The sequence below is a fragment of the Snodgrassella sp. ESL0253 genome, from assembly GCF_013344965.1.
Classification (GTDB): Bacteria; Pseudomonadota; Gammaproteobacteria; order Burkholderiales; family Neisseriaceae; genus Snodgrassella; species Snodgrassella alvi_B.
On record NZ_JAAEDQ010000013.1, the window covers coordinates 15,619 to 32,623 of the forward strand.

At 42.4% G+C, this 17,005-nt stretch carries 12 protein-coding genes and 1 tRNA gene; 8 read left to right on the forward strand and 5 right to left on the reverse strand.

Going from position 1 to position 17,005, the window contains the following annotated elements:
• Positions 1-61: 61 nt before the first annotated feature.
• Positions 62-964, reverse strand: coding sequence for a recombination-associated protein RdgC (locus GYX26_RS09795; protein WP_100090445.1), 903 nt, complete (start codon positions 962-964; stop codon positions 62-64).
• Between the two features lie 407 nt (positions 965-1,371).
• On the opposite strand from GYX26_RS09795, the gene GYX26_RS09800 reads away from it, so the two are divergent.
• The 3 genes from GYX26_RS09800 to GYX26_RS09810 are packed head-to-tail and all read left to right on the forward strand — an operon-like array spanning position 1,372 to position 7,317.
• Positions 1,372-3,771 carry a TerB N-terminal domain-containing protein gene (locus tag GYX26_RS09800; RefSeq protein ID WP_174829105.1) on the forward strand — a complete coding sequence of 800 codons (2,400 nt, stop codon included), beginning with the start codon at positions 1,372-1,374 and terminating at the stop codon, positions 3,769-3,771.
• A 4-nt stretch (positions 3,772-3,775) separates the two neighbouring features.
• Positions 3,776-5,080, forward strand: a complete 1,305-nt coding sequence (locus GYX26_RS09805; RefSeq protein ID WP_174829106.1) for an ATP-binding protein — start codon at positions 3,776-3,778, stop codon at positions 5,078-5,080.
• Positions 5,080-7,317, forward strand: a complete 2,238-nt coding sequence (locus GYX26_RS09810; protein WP_174829107.1) for a DEAD/DEAH box helicase — start codon at positions 5,080-5,082, stop codon at positions 7,315-7,317. The genes GYX26_RS09805 and GYX26_RS09810 overlap by 1 nt, the downstream gene beginning before the upstream one ends.
• 68 nt (positions 7,318-7,385) lie before the next feature.
• Here the strand turns inward: GYX26_RS09810 and GYX26_RS09815 are convergent, their stop codons facing one another.
• Positions 7,386-9,002: a phosphoethanolamine transferase gene (locus tag GYX26_RS09815; protein ID WP_174829108.1), complete on the reverse strand. Its 1,617-nt coding sequence runs from the start codon at positions 9,000-9,002 to the stop codon at positions 7,386-7,388.
• Positions 9,003-9,151: 149 nt separating this feature from the next.
• On the opposite strand from GYX26_RS09815, the gene GYX26_RS09820 reads away from it, so the two are divergent.
• From GYX26_RS09820 to GYX26_RS09835, 4 genes are all read left to right on the forward strand, one after another.
• Positions 9,152-9,850, forward strand: coding sequence for a VIT family protein (locus tag GYX26_RS09820; protein WP_174829109.1), 699 nt, complete (start codon positions 9,152-9,154; stop codon positions 9,848-9,850).
• Positions 9,851-9,857: 7 nt separating this feature from the next.
• Complete coding sequence (locus tag GYX26_RS09825) at positions 9,858-10,520, forward strand: response regulator (RefSeq protein ID WP_174829110.1); 663 nt, start codon at positions 9,858-9,860, stop codon at positions 10,518-10,520.
• Positions 10,517-11,917, forward strand: a complete 1,401-nt coding sequence (locus GYX26_RS09830; protein WP_174829111.1) for an ATP-binding protein — start codon at positions 10,517-10,519, stop codon at positions 11,915-11,917. Before GYX26_RS09825 ends, GYX26_RS09830 begins: the two co-directional genes overlap by 4 nt.
• A gap of 290 nt (positions 11,918-12,207) precedes the next feature.
• Entirely contained in the window at positions 12,208-12,813 is a 606-nt protein-coding gene (locus GYX26_RS09835; protein WP_174829112.1) for a hypothetical protein, read from the forward strand.
• Positions 12,814-13,639: 826 nt separating this feature from the next.
• Here the strand turns inward: GYX26_RS09835 and GYX26_RS09840 are convergent.
• Positions 13,640-13,870 (reverse strand): hypothetical protein, encoded by a 231-nt coding sequence (locus tag GYX26_RS09840; RefSeq protein ID WP_100091406.1) that lies wholly within the window; start codon positions 13,868-13,870, stop codon positions 13,640-13,642.
• Positions 13,871-13,922: 52 nt separating this feature from the next.
• Positions 13,923-14,096 (reverse strand): hypothetical protein, encoded by a 174-nt coding sequence (locus GYX26_RS09845; protein WP_174829113.1) that lies wholly within the window; start codon positions 14,094-14,096, stop codon positions 13,923-13,925.
• Positions 14,097-14,487: 391 nt separating this feature from the next.
• Between GYX26_RS09845 and GYX26_RS09850 the strand changes: the two genes are divergently transcribed.
• A tRNA-Glu gene (locus GYX26_RS09850) sits at positions 14,488-14,563 on the forward strand.
• A gap of 233 nt (positions 14,564-14,796) precedes the next feature.
• On the opposite strand, the gene GYX26_RS09855 is transcribed toward GYX26_RS09850, so the two are convergent.
• Positions 14,797-16,839: an OPT family oligopeptide transporter gene (locus GYX26_RS09855; protein ID WP_174829114.1), complete on the reverse strand. Its 2,043-nt coding sequence runs from the start codon at positions 16,837-16,839 to the stop codon at positions 14,797-14,799.
• Between the last annotated feature and the right edge of the window lie 166 nt (positions 16,840-17,005).

A 17,005-nucleotide genomic window follows, 5' to 3' on the forward strand; every position in this document is an offset into this window, starting at 1 on the left:
TATACCGAAGCCTATGTCGCCGTTGCAGGCAAATTGCGGCAATTTACGCCAGCTTATGCCATTATTCGGGTAACCAGCCACCCAGATGATGAACTAGCTCAGCCAGCAGATCACCTAATGCTTCAGCCATCAGAATCTGCGAGGCAAAGGTGATGCTCTGCATATCATCGCCCTGTCCGGCTGCTTCTTCCTGAATCACATCCAGAAACTGAATACGCTTCAGGGTAAAATCCTGCGTCAGCACGAAGCGCACTCTATCCTGCCAGCACAGCCCCAACTGGGTCACAACCTTGCCGTTTTTCACCAGATTTACTACTTCCTCAGCAGTTAAATCCTGATGGCTGATACGCACTACCGGTGCTGCATCGCCCAGGCCTTTAAGTTCACAATCACTATCCAGCTCAAAATGGCCGGCAGCCGCACCATTTAACAGCCATTCGGTCATCAGGCTTCCCGGCGACTGCTGGGTGCGCGGTAATTTTGCTTCCAGCCCGCCAAGTGCATCACGCAATTTGGTAAGCAGCATTTCTGCCCGATTGGCATTGGCCTGATTAATCAATAATAATCCGCGCTGGGTATCAATGATTGCTTCTGTCTTGCCGCTTTTGGTAAATGCACGTGGTAGCAAGTCATCGGTGATGGTTTCTTTCAGCTCCATCTTTTCTTTGCGACCAACATTGCGGCCTTCGGCTTCACGGATTTCATTGATTTTTTCTTCCAGAATATCGCGCACTACCGCTGCCGGTAATACCTTTTCTTCTTTTTTCAGCGCAATGCGCCAGGTATTTTGCGCCGGAAATACCATTTCCGGACTAAACGATACCGGGCTGGCAAAGCCAATACTGTCCCAGTCCAATCCCATACAGGGTTTGAATTCAGCTTCGGCCAGCTTGTCTACCAGTGTTTCCAGCTCTGGCAAATTTTCTTTATTTAGCGGATAAATACTTAATTGCTTAAACCACATGCGTTATTTCTTTCACATCCAACAGGGAAAGAAGTGATTATACGGCAGCCTGAGCATAAGTGTACTACCCATACAGTCTTGCAAAATCAATAATCATTCATCGGTATGATTAGATCACCGGTATTAAGTGTATTTAACACTTTTCAATGGTTATTGCTGTTAACAATATTTATTAGTTAATGTTTCTGGTGATGTAAATGTACAGAAAACAACACCAGCTCTGCAAATATTCGATTTTCAGCTTTGAAATCGACAATATATTTGGCTTATGCATAAATACTGTCGTACTATCTGAGGATATGTTTGCAATCATTTTGTATTTTCCGGTTAATTTTTTATCAAGCTGTTATGTTCAATTGAGATAGTTTTTTTAACCTTTGGATTAAAGTGGAATGGCGTTTTTTAAAATGGCGTTTTTTACTTGTATTGTGATTATTGGTATTTTAATGGTGATATTCTCCAGTAAAAAAAACCATATACAGCCAGCACCTAAGCCACGCAATCGTACGAATAAAAATAAAGCTACAGCCACACTCCACAACGCTGGCAATAAACCAGAAAATCCAGCAAATAACAGCCTGCCACAACAATCTTCTGCCCAAGCTAATGTTAGTACGGTCATTGCTGAGTTAATGGCACAGGATAATGAAAATAAACAGTCTGCTGACACAGCAGTAGATGATGAACTGGCAACTTTTACGATTACCTCTGGCAGCCGCACCAAAATTTCTGGTTCTGAGAATACTGAGGAAGGCCGATGGCTGGCACCAGATACATCTATTACTATCCACAACCGAAAATTAGCCAGAGGATTTATTTTCTATGGTAACAGGCTGAAAGGATTAAATGGTTACAGTTTAGAAGATTGTCTGATTGACCCGGCTCTGCCTGCATTCAGGCCAATGGGTATTGAAAACTATACTGAATTTTATACCGATGCCTCATTGTGCTACTGGCCAAGTTATACTGGACTGTCACAACAATGTCGTGGTGTATACCTTGACTGGCTGGCATCAGACCGCTCTCACCAAAATATGCCAATAGGATATGTATTCCTGTATTTTTATGGGCTGGAGCGGCGCATTATTGCCAATAAAGATGCCATCCATTCGATAGAGGTAAAGGAATATCTTGAAATCTTTCATGAAATAGTACGTTTGCGGCAGATTTATGGCAGTAATAATTCTTTCAATAATTATTCAGGTAATTTACTGGCCTTAATGATTTATTTACGCCCAAGTATCACTAAACACCTGAAAAATGAATTGTTTCAGTTTTCCAATGAATTGTTTTTTAAATTGATACTGGCGGTAACGGTAAAAAATGAAAAGCCAATAAAAGCGAGTCTGGCACTAGACTGGTTGCGCTACTCACCTGAATATTATTTCAGATCAGCCGCACGGCGCTGTAAAGAGGAATTTCAACAGCTTTTCTTTCTTAAATTTAAAGAATATTTTGCTGACGGAATGTTGATTAAGCCAAATAAAACCAGGTTAAAAATAGATTATCAGGCTGCCAATCGTTCCGCTGGCTATTATCAATGGGATAATACCAATCTACCAGACCCAAGCATATTAAAAACACCCTTAAAAAATTTAATTGCTATTGCTGAACAATGCACGGATCAACTGGGCGACTATAGTCGATATTTAGCCAGAGAAAATTCTTCCCGCGACGATTTTGACGCTTTAATGCTGTTACCGGTTGAATTGCTCAATGCAAACAATTCGCCTGTTATTAGCCAGTTCAGGCAATGGGTTAACCATGTTTTGCTGGAGCAGAATGGATTGGCTTCGGTACGAGATTTCTGGAAAAATATCCGTACTGATTTACCCAAAGCAATCAATAAAAAAGAAAATGCGCTGATGCAGCGGGTAGTAAGCAAATTCGGACTGGCTATGGTTCCTGATAGTCGAATTCAGCAGATTAAAATCAATCCCGATGGTTTTGTTGTATTGTATCAATTGCAGAATATAGCAAATTTGCTGCCAAGTCAGGAATTCCGCTCTATCGAGCTGCTGTTAAGACTGGGCGTGCTTGTAGCAAATATTGATGGCTTTATTCATGATAAAGAAAAAGAGCTGCTAAGATATTTTATTGATTCTAATAAATACTTGCAGGATGCAGAAAAACAGTACTTGCATGCTTTTCTTATCTGGTGCCTTAATAACACTTATGGCATGCAGGGTTTGAAAGACAAAATAGAAAAACTGGATTCCAGCCAGAAAAAAATCATCAGTAATCTGCTTATTTACATTGCGCTGGCAGATGGTGTGGTTGAAACCAGGGAAATCAAACAGATTGAGAAATTATATACAGCTTTAGGATTGGATAAATCCACAGTTGCCAGTGATATTCATACATTGTCTGTTTCTACTGCCCAATCTGTGCAAACGCAGCCGGTAACAATATCTGAACATACCAAAACTGCCGCAGACAAACCAGAAAACTTAATTCTTGATGCTGCTGTTCTCAAATTACATGAAAGCCAAACCAGTGATGTGCAGTCGCTATTAGGTGCAATTTTTGCTGATAATGAAAAAGAGGAGCAGCAACCTCCACAGACCGAAATACACGATAGTCAAAAGCTCGACAACACGCATCAACAGCTCTTTGACATTTTAATTACTCAGGAGCACTGGACGCATGACGAATATCTAGAGCGATGCAAACAGCTTAATTTATTGCCAGACGGCGCCATTGAAACCATCAATGAATGGGCATATGCATGCGTGGATGCACCGCTGATAGAAGAAGATGATGATATTTATATAGATTTTGAAATACTGGCCGAGCTGCAAGGATAAGATGATGACAGAAAAAAGAATCAGAGCAAAAGAAAGAGACGCGATTATTCAATCCCTGAAATCAGGCGTTACCCCGAAAATTGGTATACAGCATATTCAGGTAGGCCGCGTTAATGAACTGAAAGCCATGATACAGGATATCAAACGCATTGAAGACGGTGGCGCCGCTTTCAGGTTGATTATTGGAGATTATGGTTCTGGTAAAACGTTTTTTATGAGCGTGGTGCGTGCAATTGCTCTGGAACAGAAATTTGTAACTCTGCATGCCGATTTATCCCCAGACCGGCGTGTGCATGGAACCAACGGACAGGCTAAAAGTCTCTATTCTGAATTAATGAAAAATATGTCTACGCGCAACAAGCCGGATGGTAATGCTCTGACCAGCGTTGTAGAAAAATTCGTTACTCAGGTTCAAAAAGAAGCTGATAGCATCGGCAACAGTGTGGAACAAATCATTCATCAGAGACTCGCCGCTATTTCGGAAATGGTTGGCGGCTATGATTTCGCCAAAGTCATTGAAGCCTACTGGAAAGCCAGTGAACAGGATGATGAGCAACTAAAAGCCTGTGCGATTAAATGGCTGAGAGCTGAATACAGTACCAAAACCGAGGCACGTAATGATTTGGGTGTCAGAACCATTATTGCTGATGCTTCTTTTTATGATGCTTTAAAAATCATGAGCCTGTTTGTGCGACAGGCCGGTTATAGCGGATTACTGGTTAATCTGGACGAAATGGTCAATCTGTATAAACTTACCAATACACAGGCCAGAAAATCCAACTATGAGCAAATACTACGCATATTAAATGACTGCTTGCAGGGAAATGCTGAATACATTGGCTTTTTATTGGGCGGAACGCCAGAATTTCTGCTTGATCCCCGCAAGGGTTTGTACAGTTATGAAGCGTTGCAAACACGGCTGGCAGATAATAATTTTGCCAAACAGGCCGGGGTAATCGACTACTCATCCCCAGCCTTGCATCTGGCCAATCTGACACCAGAAGAATTGTATATTTTACTCAAGAATCTGCGCCATGTTTACGCTTCCGGAGACAGCAGTAAGTATCTTGTACCGGATGATTCTTTAACTGCATTTCTGGTTCATTGCAGCCAGATAATCGGCGATGCCTATTTCAGAACCCCACGCAATACTATCAAGGCTTTTCTGGATATGCTTGCTGTAATTGAACAGAATCCGGAGATTTCATGGCAACAACTGCTTGAATCTGTGGAGGTGGAAGAAGAAAAAGCTTCTGATATTGAAATTGAATGCGAAGATGATGATGACCTGACTGGTTTCAGACTGTAATGGAAGGCTATCATTTACTTAACCAGCAGGTAAAAAAATGGATTTACCAGCAAGGCTGGAGCAACCTGCGCGAAATTCAGCAACTTGCCATTGCACCCATACTGGCAGGAAAAACCGATGTTTTAATCAGCGCTTCAACAGCAGCAGGTAAAACAGAAGCAGCGTTTTTGCCTGCCTGTAGCCGGTGCATGGATATTCAGGATGGTGTAAGTATTTTATGCATCAGCCCTTTAAAAGCATTGATTAATGACCAGTACCGCCGTCTGCACAGTTTGGCAGAAATCGTATCCATGCAGCTTACCCCATGGCATGGTGATATTCCTGCAAATCAGAAAAACAAACTAAAAAAATCCCCTGCGGGCATCATCCTGATTACGCCAGAATCGCTAGAGGCGATGCTTATTAATGATGCAGGCTGGTTTCGAACTGCTTTTCAGCCATTACAATATATCATCATTGATGAATTTCATGCTTTTGTTGGCCGGGAAAGAGGCCAGCAATTATTATCACTGTTAACCCGTGTTGAGCACCTTCTGGGGAAACTAAAAGACCCCATTCCCCGTATTGCCTTAAGTGCCACGCTAGGCAATTTAAGCAGCGTTCCATTATCGCTACGCCCAAACCAGCGGCTCAAATGCCAGATTATCCGCGAAACACATACCCGTTCGCTAATCAATTTGCAGGTACGCGGCTATCTGGAACCCAAACAGCAGGTTCGGGCAAAAGATGATCCGGCCAAAATCATCAAAACCACCGCCTTTAACCAGATTTGTCTGGATATATTTCGTTTTTGCCGTGGCAGTAATCATCTTGTATTTGCCAATAGCCGCGCAAAAAGCGAGGCAATCTCGGTACACCTGAGTGATATGTGTGAACAGAAAAATCTGCCTAATGAATTTTTTCCACATCACGGCTCTCTAGACAAATCACTGCGGGAATCATTGGAAAAACGCTTACAGAAAGACACTCTCCCTACTACAGCAGTCTGTACCATGACACTGGAGCTGGGTATTGATATCGGTAAAGTTAATTCAATTTTACAGGTAGGTTGTCCACATTCGGTATCTAGCTTACGACAGCGGGTTGGGCGCAGTGGCCGGCGTGGTAATGCCGCTGTTTTACGTATGTTAATAGCCGAACGGGAAATAACAGAAAAATCCGATTTAATTGATTTGTTACACCTGGAGCTGATTCAGTCACTGGCTATGGTGCGCCTGTTAATCGGCAGTAAATGGTTTGAGCCAGCCGATCCCGGTTTGCTACATTTCTCTACCCTCTTGCATCAGATTCTGGCCATACTTGCCCAATGGGGCGGCATCAGAATAGAACAACTTTATCAATTGTTATGCAAAGAAGGCCCTTTCCAGAACATCACCACCAACCAGTTTAAAGCCCTGCTCAGCCATATGGGTTTACAACAATTAATTACCCAAACACACAATAATATTCTGGTTTTAGGTGAACATGGCGAAGCACTCGTTAATCATTATACTTTTTATAGTGTTTTTTATACGCCAGAAGAATACCGGGTAATATCAGAAAATAAAATACTTGGTTCAATACCGATAACGGGATTGCTTACCATCGGGCAAAATATTATTTTGGCCGGACAACGCTGGCAAATAATTGATATAAATACCGAAGAGAAAATCATTCTGGTTCGGCATGCTGGAGGCGGAACGCCACCTATATTTGAAAGTAATAGTCTAAATATTCATGATGTTCTTCGTGAAGAAATGTATCGAATATTATGTGATGAAGATTTCAGAATACCGGTTGCCCATAAAAAAGCAGACTTTACTGATAATAACGCTAAAAAGCTGTTTAAAGAAAGCTGCTATGTATTCAAGGCTTTTAAACTGGCAACAGAGAAATTAATTCAGTTTGGTGATACAGTTTATTTATTGCCATGGAAAGGCGATAAAATTGTTAATACCCTTTTTACCTTACTACTGCGGGAGAAACTATCAGTAGATATCAATGCAGGAATCATTACTATAGCTGATACTTCTATTGAACAGGTGAAAGCCGTATTGCAACAACTTGCTCAAGCCCAATTGGGTGAAGCCTGGACACTTGCAGAAATTGTGCCAGAAAGAAAACTGGAAAAATATGATTCTTATCTGCCTGAAAATCTGCAATTGATGAGTTATGCAAGTCAGGCTTTTGATATACCGGCAACCCAAGAATGGTTACAACAATTTGCAGATACCAAGTCTGAATTCAGCCAAACATAAATATTAACGATTCAAATCACAGCTAAAATGGCCATCCGGCAGCTTATATTACAATCAAATCCTGAAAATCATTTCTGCCGGCACGGTGCAAACAAATCCAGTTGTGTCTGGTATTCGCTGGTTTTCACATCCATTAATCCCAATACCGAATGAAAAATATTATCGTGTGAAAACGCCTGCCGCCGCGCATGCTGGCGCAGACAATGTATATCCAGCTTGCTTGTGCGGGCAAAATCATGATTGACCCACAACAGCATGGGTATATGGGTTTGTTCCGCTGGTGCAATAGCATAAGGTGTAGCGTGCAGATACATACCATTTTCTCCCAGTGATTCACCGTGGTCAGAAAAATACCACATCGCACTGGCCAAACCAGTTTGGCTTTGCAATAGTCTAATAATTTCTGCCAGTATATGGTCTGCGTATAGCACTGTATTATCGTAGGTATTGCGTAACTGTTCAGTCGTACACTGCTGAATCTGGTTGGTATCACAGGTAGGCATAAAATGCCGGAATGCATCTGGATAACGCTGGTAATAAGCCGGCCCATGGCTGCCCATCGTATGCAACACCAGCACTGCATCATCAGGTAATCTGGCCATTACGGTACGCAAATTAATCAATAGACTTTCATCCAGACAGCCATCACCAGTGCATTTTAAATCAGGTGCCCAATCCCGCATATCCACATGACGGATACGCTCGCATACTCCCTTGCAGCCACCATCATTATCACGCCAGAGCACATCCACACCTGCGCGTTGCAAAATATCCAGTAAACCTTCCTGATGTTTGGCCAGATTGGCTTTATAGTGCTGGCGTGGCATATTGGAAAACAGACACGGTAAAGAAACTGCTGTGGCAGTACCACAGGAAGTTACCTGCGGAAAATTAATTATATTCTCTCCCATTGCTGCCAGTTCTGGCGTGGTCTGACGCTGATAGCCATTCAGCCCCCAGCTCTGCGCCCGCGTGGTTTCACCCACCACCAGCACCAGCAAACGCTTTTGCCCACGGCGCTGATGGCTGGCATCCAGCCCAATCCGCTGTAAAGGCCGATGCGCATCATATGCGTTATAAGCAGTTTTCAGCGCAGCACCAATTATATTCGTTGGCACAATTAAATGATTAACAGCTTTATTATTACGGAAAAAAGAAATATAGCTACCGTAGGCCAGCAGAATTATAGTAACCACTATAGCCAGAGAAGCAGCTATAGCAACCACCCGCCTACCCAGCTCACGATACCATGGGCGTGCATAGCAGATGCTCACTCCCCAGCAATACCACTGTGCCGGTAACAACCCCGTAATGCCCAACCACATCCAGAATTGCGGCGTTAACCAGGCACCCGCCTCACCTAGATTAGTCTGAAGAATATTTTGCAGCATATTGGCATCAAAATAAACATTCTGCATCATCACTGCATAGCTCACCGCGGAACTCAGTAATAACAGCAGTGGCACCATCAGCCGATGCAGATATGGCCAGAACAGCAATTGCATACAGAAATTCATTGCAGCCAGCATCAATATGGGCACAGTTAACCAAAAAATGACATTATTATTATTCAGGCTCACATGCTGGAACAGATAATGCCAGAAACCCATATTCAGTATCACTAAAAGATAAGCGCTCAGCAATAACACTATCCGATTACTGCTTATTACCCACTTAGACTGCATCACCAGCCCCTGTTAACCAAACAGAAACAAGTGTAAAAAAACAGCCTTAAGTGAAGCTTAAGGTAAAACGCGCCAACAGCCAGTGACGTTGTGATACGGTAGCATTATATTTCTGCAAAGTACCATTTTGTACTTATCAGGAGTCTGAAATGAGTCAATCATGGCATCATGAACAGCATTTTTCCAATCGTAATAACTGGTTACGTGCCTGCGTTCTGGGCGCAAACGATGGCCTGATTTCTACCGCCAGCCTGCTCATGGGGCTGGCTGCCGCCGAACCAAATCAGCATACACTACTTATATCGGGCATAGCCGCACTCGTTTCCGGAGCAGCCTCGATGGCGGCCGGAGAATACGTTTCTGTTTCCAGCCAGCGCGATACTGAAGCAGCGGACTTACGTAAAGAACAGGACTCTCTTATCCGCTATCCGGAAATAGAACTGGAAGAACTCACCGATATTTATCGTCAGCGCGGATTGAACGAAACTCTGGCGCAACAGGTTGCAGAAGCCTTAACCAAGCACAACGCTCTTGAAGCCCATGCCCGTGAAGAAATCGGTATCACCGAAGTAAGCAAAGCCAATCCCCTACAGGCAGCACTGGCCTCAGCCCTGTCCTTTGCTTGCGGTGCCTTACTACCAGTATTACTATCCCTATTAAGCTCAACCGTATGGCTGATGAGTACACTGGCTATCACTACCATAATCGGCCTTGGTATTCTTGGCTGCATCTCAGCCTATCTGGGTGGCGCGCCCAAACGTCCGGCAGTGACCCGGATAGTTGTACTGGGTGCTCTTGCTCTGGCATTAACCAGTATGATAGGACGAATTATCGGTATTATTATCTGAAAAAAGTATGCGTATACTGATTCTTGAAGACGACAACGATATCGCAGATGGCCTCAAGGCCGGCCTGAGCCAGCATGGCATGGCCTGTGATGTCTTTGCGTCTGGCCGATTGGGAGAGCAGGCCTTAAGTGCTGCGCCATACGATGCTGTAATTCTTGATTTAAGTCTGGCAGAAACAGATGGCATGGAGGTACTCAGCCATTGGCGCAATCAAGGTATTAGCACCCCCGTACTGATCCTCACTGCACGGGATGCCCTGCCCGACAGACTGGCCGGCCTTAATGCCGGCGCTGACGACTATCTAGGCAAACCCTTTGCCCTCGACGAAGTAATTGCCCGCTTGCACGCTCTTATGCGTCGCAGTCAGGGCATTAGTTGTGCCGAAATCAGCTTTGGCCAGCTTAGCATTAATCTGAATAGCTGTAGTGCCAGCCTGTACGGCCAGCCTCTGAATCTTACCCAGCGCGAATGGTTACTTTTACAACTATTTGTAACCCATCCACAACGCGTATTCAGCCGCGCCCAGATTGAAGACAACCTGTATAACTGGGAGCAGGAAGTCGAAAGCAATGCCGTAGAAGTCCACGTACACCATTTACGCAAAAAAATCGGTGCCACTATCATCCGTACCCGCCGCGGGCTTGGCTACCAGCTCGGAGAGGCGCCATGAAAGCAACCACAGCCATTAGTCGGCGTTTACTTATCTATCTTGGCCTCACCTTACCCATTCTGTGGATAGTCACCGCCTTTATCAGCGCGGCAGCCGTTATGCATGAAATAAACGAAGCCGGCGATACCCAGATGAGCCAGCTGGCACAGCGCCTCATGCATACCCCGATTAACCTCGACAGCAACTACAACCCAAATTTACCACCTATACCCAAATCACAGCGTGGACTTATCGACAGCAAAGAATCTGGCTATGCTATCTGGTATAAAGGGCGGCTAATTAATGCCGATGAAACCGGCCAGACCATTGCCTATAAAAGCAATTATCAGGGCTTTATCAATCAGGGATACTGGTGGCAAAGCCATGCATGGCGTATCTTTTACCTGCATGATGCTCGGTTACAACTGGAAGTTGCCGTAGCATTCAGCATGCATGAACGCCTGCAAACCGTATTACGCGCCGTGTGGTCACAACTGGCCGTATCCATCCTTGCCCTGCCCTTACTGCTCTGGCTAATCGCATGGGGTGTACGCCGTGGTACCAAACCGCTCCAGACTTTAGCGCAAACCCTATACCAGCGCGACCCGCATAGCGTTAGCCCGATATCCGGCGCCGTGCCAACCGAAATCCAGCCCATAATTACCGCACTGAACGACTTACTCCAGCGCATCGAACAAACCCGCACACGCGAATTACGCTTCACCGCCGATGCCGCCCATGAACTGCGCAGCCCGCTGGCTGCACTCAAAGTACAAACCGAAGTCCTTGCCCTAACCAATCTGGACGACGCCCAGCAACAGCGCGTACGCAATATTGAGCACAGCATAAACCGCACCACCCACCTGGTCGATCAGCTCCTCACCCTCTCCCGTCTTGACCCCCTTACTGAACCGCCCTACACCGCCGCAGTAAACTGGACAGACATCACTAGCGAGGCCATAGAAAGCGTAAACCTGTATGCACGCGAACGCCATTGCCGCATCCAGCGCCAGTTTCAAACTGAGCCAGCAGCCGTACTACCACTATCCGGTGACCATACCCTGCTTACCATCCTTATCCGCAATCTGCTCGACAACGCCATCCGCTACAGCCCTGAACACAACACCATTAACATAACACTGGCTGCCGACACTATCACCATCACCAACCCCGGCAACGGCGTTACTCCCGAAAACCTGCAACGCCTGCGTGAACGCTTTTTCCGCCCGGCCGGACAGGAAAGTAGTGGCAGCGGATTGGGATTGTCTATTGTAGATAGTGTTGCGCAGTTGCATGGGCTCAAAGTAGAAATTAACAATCTTAAGAATAAGCTGGGGCAAAGGATTGGGTTTCAAGTAGAGATACATAACCAAATGAATCCACTTAGAAACTTTATTGCCACATGCACATACAGTTAAATTATTTTTAAGAAAACAACTCCCCCCTTAAATATCCCCCGAGTAAATAAGCACAGATCAATAAGTACATAGATAACTAGAGCACCAAATAAAATTCATAAGAATTTGTATTGGTTAAAATTTTATTATATTATATTACAATATATATTACAATTCGAATCAAAAAAAATAAATTTAAATTACATTTCGATGTATTTTTTAATAAAAAATACTGCAATTGTAGAAACATCTTTTTAATATTAATACCAAAATTTTGTGCTAAATTAAATGTATATGAATAAGGAGCAGCTATGAATAATAGTGAAATTATTAATATGGAAAACAAGGATTTACACATGGAAAATTCAAATCCAGAAGTCGACAGCCAACTAAAGGGGCATGCTATTGAAAAAAGATCAAGGAAATCTTTAAGAGAGCGTTTAGAGCAAAAATTTAAAGAAACTGATATTAAATCTTATGAAGAAAAGGATTATTGGGATCGAAAAACAATGAATGGTTTTGCCACTATTCCAAGAGTATTACCTATTACGATGCAAATTTTGGATGTCTTAACTAAAGGGAAGCCCATTGGGCATACATATTTTTGCTTATGGGCCAGACAACCAGATTTCAGCTTTATGAAAATTGATAATCCAACAGCATTTGCTATTGAGGCAGGTTTCACTCGTGAAAGAGCAAAAGATACATGGAAAACAAGAATGGCTAAATTAGTTGAATACGGCCTAATAAAAAGCTATGAAGGACATACAGGCCCATACCATTATATATTGCTAAGAGACCCAGTAAAGGTAATGAATGAATTAAATGAAAAAGGAGAATTTCAACAAACTTGTTTAAAACATTTATATGCACGATTTAAAGAAAGAGCTGAAGAAGTAGGGGCAAGTTATGAATAATTGCCCCACCCCAATTGAAACTTTAGTAAAAAAGAAAGGAAGTAAATATGTTGATACAAATCCTTATTGAATTAGGAAAACTCTTCAATTCAATCAGTAATTTTATATCATTTTTAATTTACATATTCAGTAAGTTCTCTTAAGTACTAACAACAACGACAGGGTGCTGCAACACCTTGTCGTTCTGTTTCACTAGCAGTTTAAACAAATTATTTCTTTTTATCCAGCTTTTTAAATTATTGCTCCAACTCGCTTAACAGCAACATTGAAAATATCTAGCAAGCTGGATGATTTGTATAATTTGCCATTTAGAAATGAAATAAATCTAAATAATGTCAGTAATAATTGTATTAAACTAATCACTTTGTATGACAACTTGTGATTTACTATATTCGCAAAAAATTTAAATGCATTATTGAATTGTAATCAAGGATAAACATAGCCACAACAGACAAAATCACATGATAAATAAAACAATTTAAGCTCAACTGCCAATTTGTAGTAGCAAATAATAGCGGGATTGATAAACCGGAACTAAAACTAGCAGAACGAAGCCTCACTGCTATTGATCATCATTTGAAAGCTCATTAATAGCATATACACATGAGACCACATAAAATACAAAGCATTCACGCTTGACTTGTCTAGTTCTTCGGGCTGCTGAACCCATGTAGTCTATTGAAACCAACAGCATATTTAGCAGTAAAATTGCACCAAACTTACAACGCAATAGGCTTTCAGTAGCACATTATTTGGTAGCTTAGTAGTCTGATTGGCCTGATCAGGCTGCGATTAATACCTAGCTTTCCAAACAAAAATTTAAAAATTACTGTTCATGTATTACCCGGTAGGTGGGCTGATTTTCCTCAATTTCGATTTTTTTCAGCCTATCACAACTGGGCGTACCGACGAAGTCTTTAAACGGTGACTCCTGCTCGTTTTTACAACTCTGTTTCAGGCGTATTTTATCAAACTGAGAGGGTTTATATGCAAATACATTGCTAATTGAAAATAAAAACAATAGTGTCATTACAATGTAAGTTAAATCAGTTTTCATTTTTCTTTATTCCTCATCAAAAAGATAAAAATTTAACCTGTATAGCCTTTCTTTACTTGTTCAAAGCAGTCTGAATGCTAGATAAGCTATCCCGAACTGCATAGTGATTAGTATCACTTCCTTGATATATGGCACGATAGGAACCATAATCAATCACTTTATTAATCATATTACCATTAATAATTGCCTTATTACCATCAGCTGCGGTAACTATAAAATAAGCCATATTTTCCACCTTTGAAAATTAATATTTATATATTAATATTATAGTAACAAACCTATACTAATAAGCCAAACTTTAATTTAAAATAAATTTAATTTATATTTACTTCATCGATTGATTTGCTTCTACAAGACAATTATTAAAAATTAATTTGTGAAAATAGAATTTATTTAAATATGATTTTTAAATTATACATTTTGCCTTAAAGATAAAATGAATAGCACCAAAATCTGCAAAATGACACTATAGTAATTCTATTGAAAGCTATTTATTGTAGCCATTAAACCTGCTAAAATTGTCTACTCTATGTGAGATTTGTAGATATAAGCCCGCTCACATAAATTGACACCTATATGCGCACTGAGGGAATAATCCACACTCATTTGCTATTTATGCGCCTATCGTCTAGTGGCCGAGGACACTGCCCTTTCACGGCGGCAACCGGGGTTCGAATCCCTGTAGGCGTGCCAAAATCGAATTAAACTGGATTTTATTTTTTCACTAAGTATTGATATTCTTTTCAAGACCAAAAATAATTGAATTGATAACACTATTTGTGCAAATGGATAGAGCAGTATATAAATTAATATTTGAAATGTTTTATTATTGAAATAACTGCTTGAATTAATGGATTTTTGCATGGAACAATAAAATAAAAAAACAGCGCTTTAAAAGCGCTGTTTTTTTATTTTAAATAACACAATTATTTTTTCAGAATTTGTCTAACTAGAATCATTATGGCTGAAACAAAGAAAACCAGTCCTAATACCTGACTCATTGTATCCCAGTTGTGCAGATTCAATGCCAGAGGCGCTTCACCCTCTCCTAGAGCAATAGAAGCAACAATTATCATCGCCATTACTACGCCAACGATACTTTCACCAACGATCAGGCCAGCTGCTAATAAAGTACCGCGACGGTCTGTGGCTTTCAGTTCACGCGCCTGAATTTTTGGATCTGTATGACGTTTTCTGATATGGCGCATACAAAAGTATGAAAGTACGGTGCCGATAAAAATTGGCATATTTACAGAAGCAGGCAGATAAATACCCATGCCTACAGCCAGTGGAGGAATACTCAAGCCCGGACGAAGACGTTTTACTACTATATCCAGAACAATCAGGAATATACCTAAACATACACCAGCCATGATGTAGGTCCATTCCAGATTATGCGAAAAAATGCCTTTGGCGATTGTGGTCATCAGGGTTGCCTGAGGAGCAGAGAGCGCCTGAGTGGCATCCATACCAGAGCGTGGCAAGGCTCCGGTAAAACCGTAAGCGTTGTAGAGCAGTTCCAGTACAGGTGAAATAACGAGGGCACCAACAATACTGCCAATAATCAGTGCTACCTGCTGCCGCCACGGTGTGGCCTGTATCAGATGGCCAGTTTTTAAATCCTGTAGATTATCATTGGAAATGGTGGAAATAGCCATGACTACTGAAGCGGTAAACAGCGCCAGTGCGGTCATAAACTGATTGCCACCAGCCATGGAAAAAATACCACTGGACTGACCGATTACCATAAATACCAGAGATATGATAACGATGGAGACAATACCGATACTGGATATCGGGCTGGAAGAGGAACCAATCAGGCCGGCCATATAGCCACTGGCTGCGGCCACGAGAAAACCAATGATAAAAGCCATAATAGTGGCACATGCGACCAAAGCACAGGCCATACCGAAAGAAATCGGTGCGCTGGCAATAAAACTGTAGAAGGTAGCAATCAGAATAATCAGAGTTATCAGAATTATCAGCAACATGGTTTTGGGCGATAAATCCTGATTTACCCGTTGTTGTGATTGGCTAGTATCCGAACCGGAGCTAAAGGCCTGAAAAGATAATTTCATGCCTTCAAGCATGGGTTTGAACAGGGTTATTAATGTCCATATTGCGGCCACAGCGATGGCACCGGCACCAATATAGCGGACTTTGGTAACCCATAGATTAATGGCGAAATCCACCATCTGAGCATTTTCCGGCATGGGAGTGGTACTGGTGAAATACGGTACCGCTATTCCCCATGAGAAAAACATACCCAGTAATACGGCAATACCGCCGGTAATGCCAACCAGCCAGCCGGCTCCCAATAAAGCCAGAGAGAATCCCATTGGTACCTGAAACACTGCACCGCCTACTTTAAACCAGGCACTGGCACTTTCGCTGACTACACGCAACCCACTAACCAGAAAGCTGAAAATACCTGACAATATGCCGCCGGTAACAATCTGTTTAACCCCGCTTTGCGGTGTGTCGTCTTCGCTTTCCTGTGGTTGATTGTGGTCACCAGCCTTCAGAATTTCAGCGGCCGCCAGACCTTCCGGATAGGGTAAATCACTGTTGACTACGAGCACATGGCGTAATGGCACGGTGAAGATGACACCAAGAATACCACCGGCAATACAAATAAGAGTTGTTTGCCAGAATGGAAACCCCTGCCAGTAGCCAATCATTAACAGGCCGGGTAAAACAAAGATTATTGACGACAGGGTGCCGGCAGCGGATGCCTGTGTTTGCACCATGTTATTTTCAAGAATATTTGAACCCCGAAAACATTTCAGTACAGCCATGGATATCACGGCAGCAGGTATGGATGATGCGAATGTCAGGCCAACTTTCAGCCCCAGATACACGTTAGATGCAGTGAATATTACTGTGATTAATGCACCTAAGATCATGCCGCGAATGGTAAGTTCCCGGTATTGATCGACCGCCGATGAGGTGGTTGAGGGGTGTTGCATGTAATAACTCCATAAAGATGCGACCCAGAATGATAGCAATAATATTAAAATTTCTGGATATTAATTTATCCTTGCACGACCGCCATTTTGGACAAAAAGCAGCATTGTACAAACTGGTTTGTGTTTTTTCTTTAGATTTTAAGAATATAGTGTAAATTATGTTTTT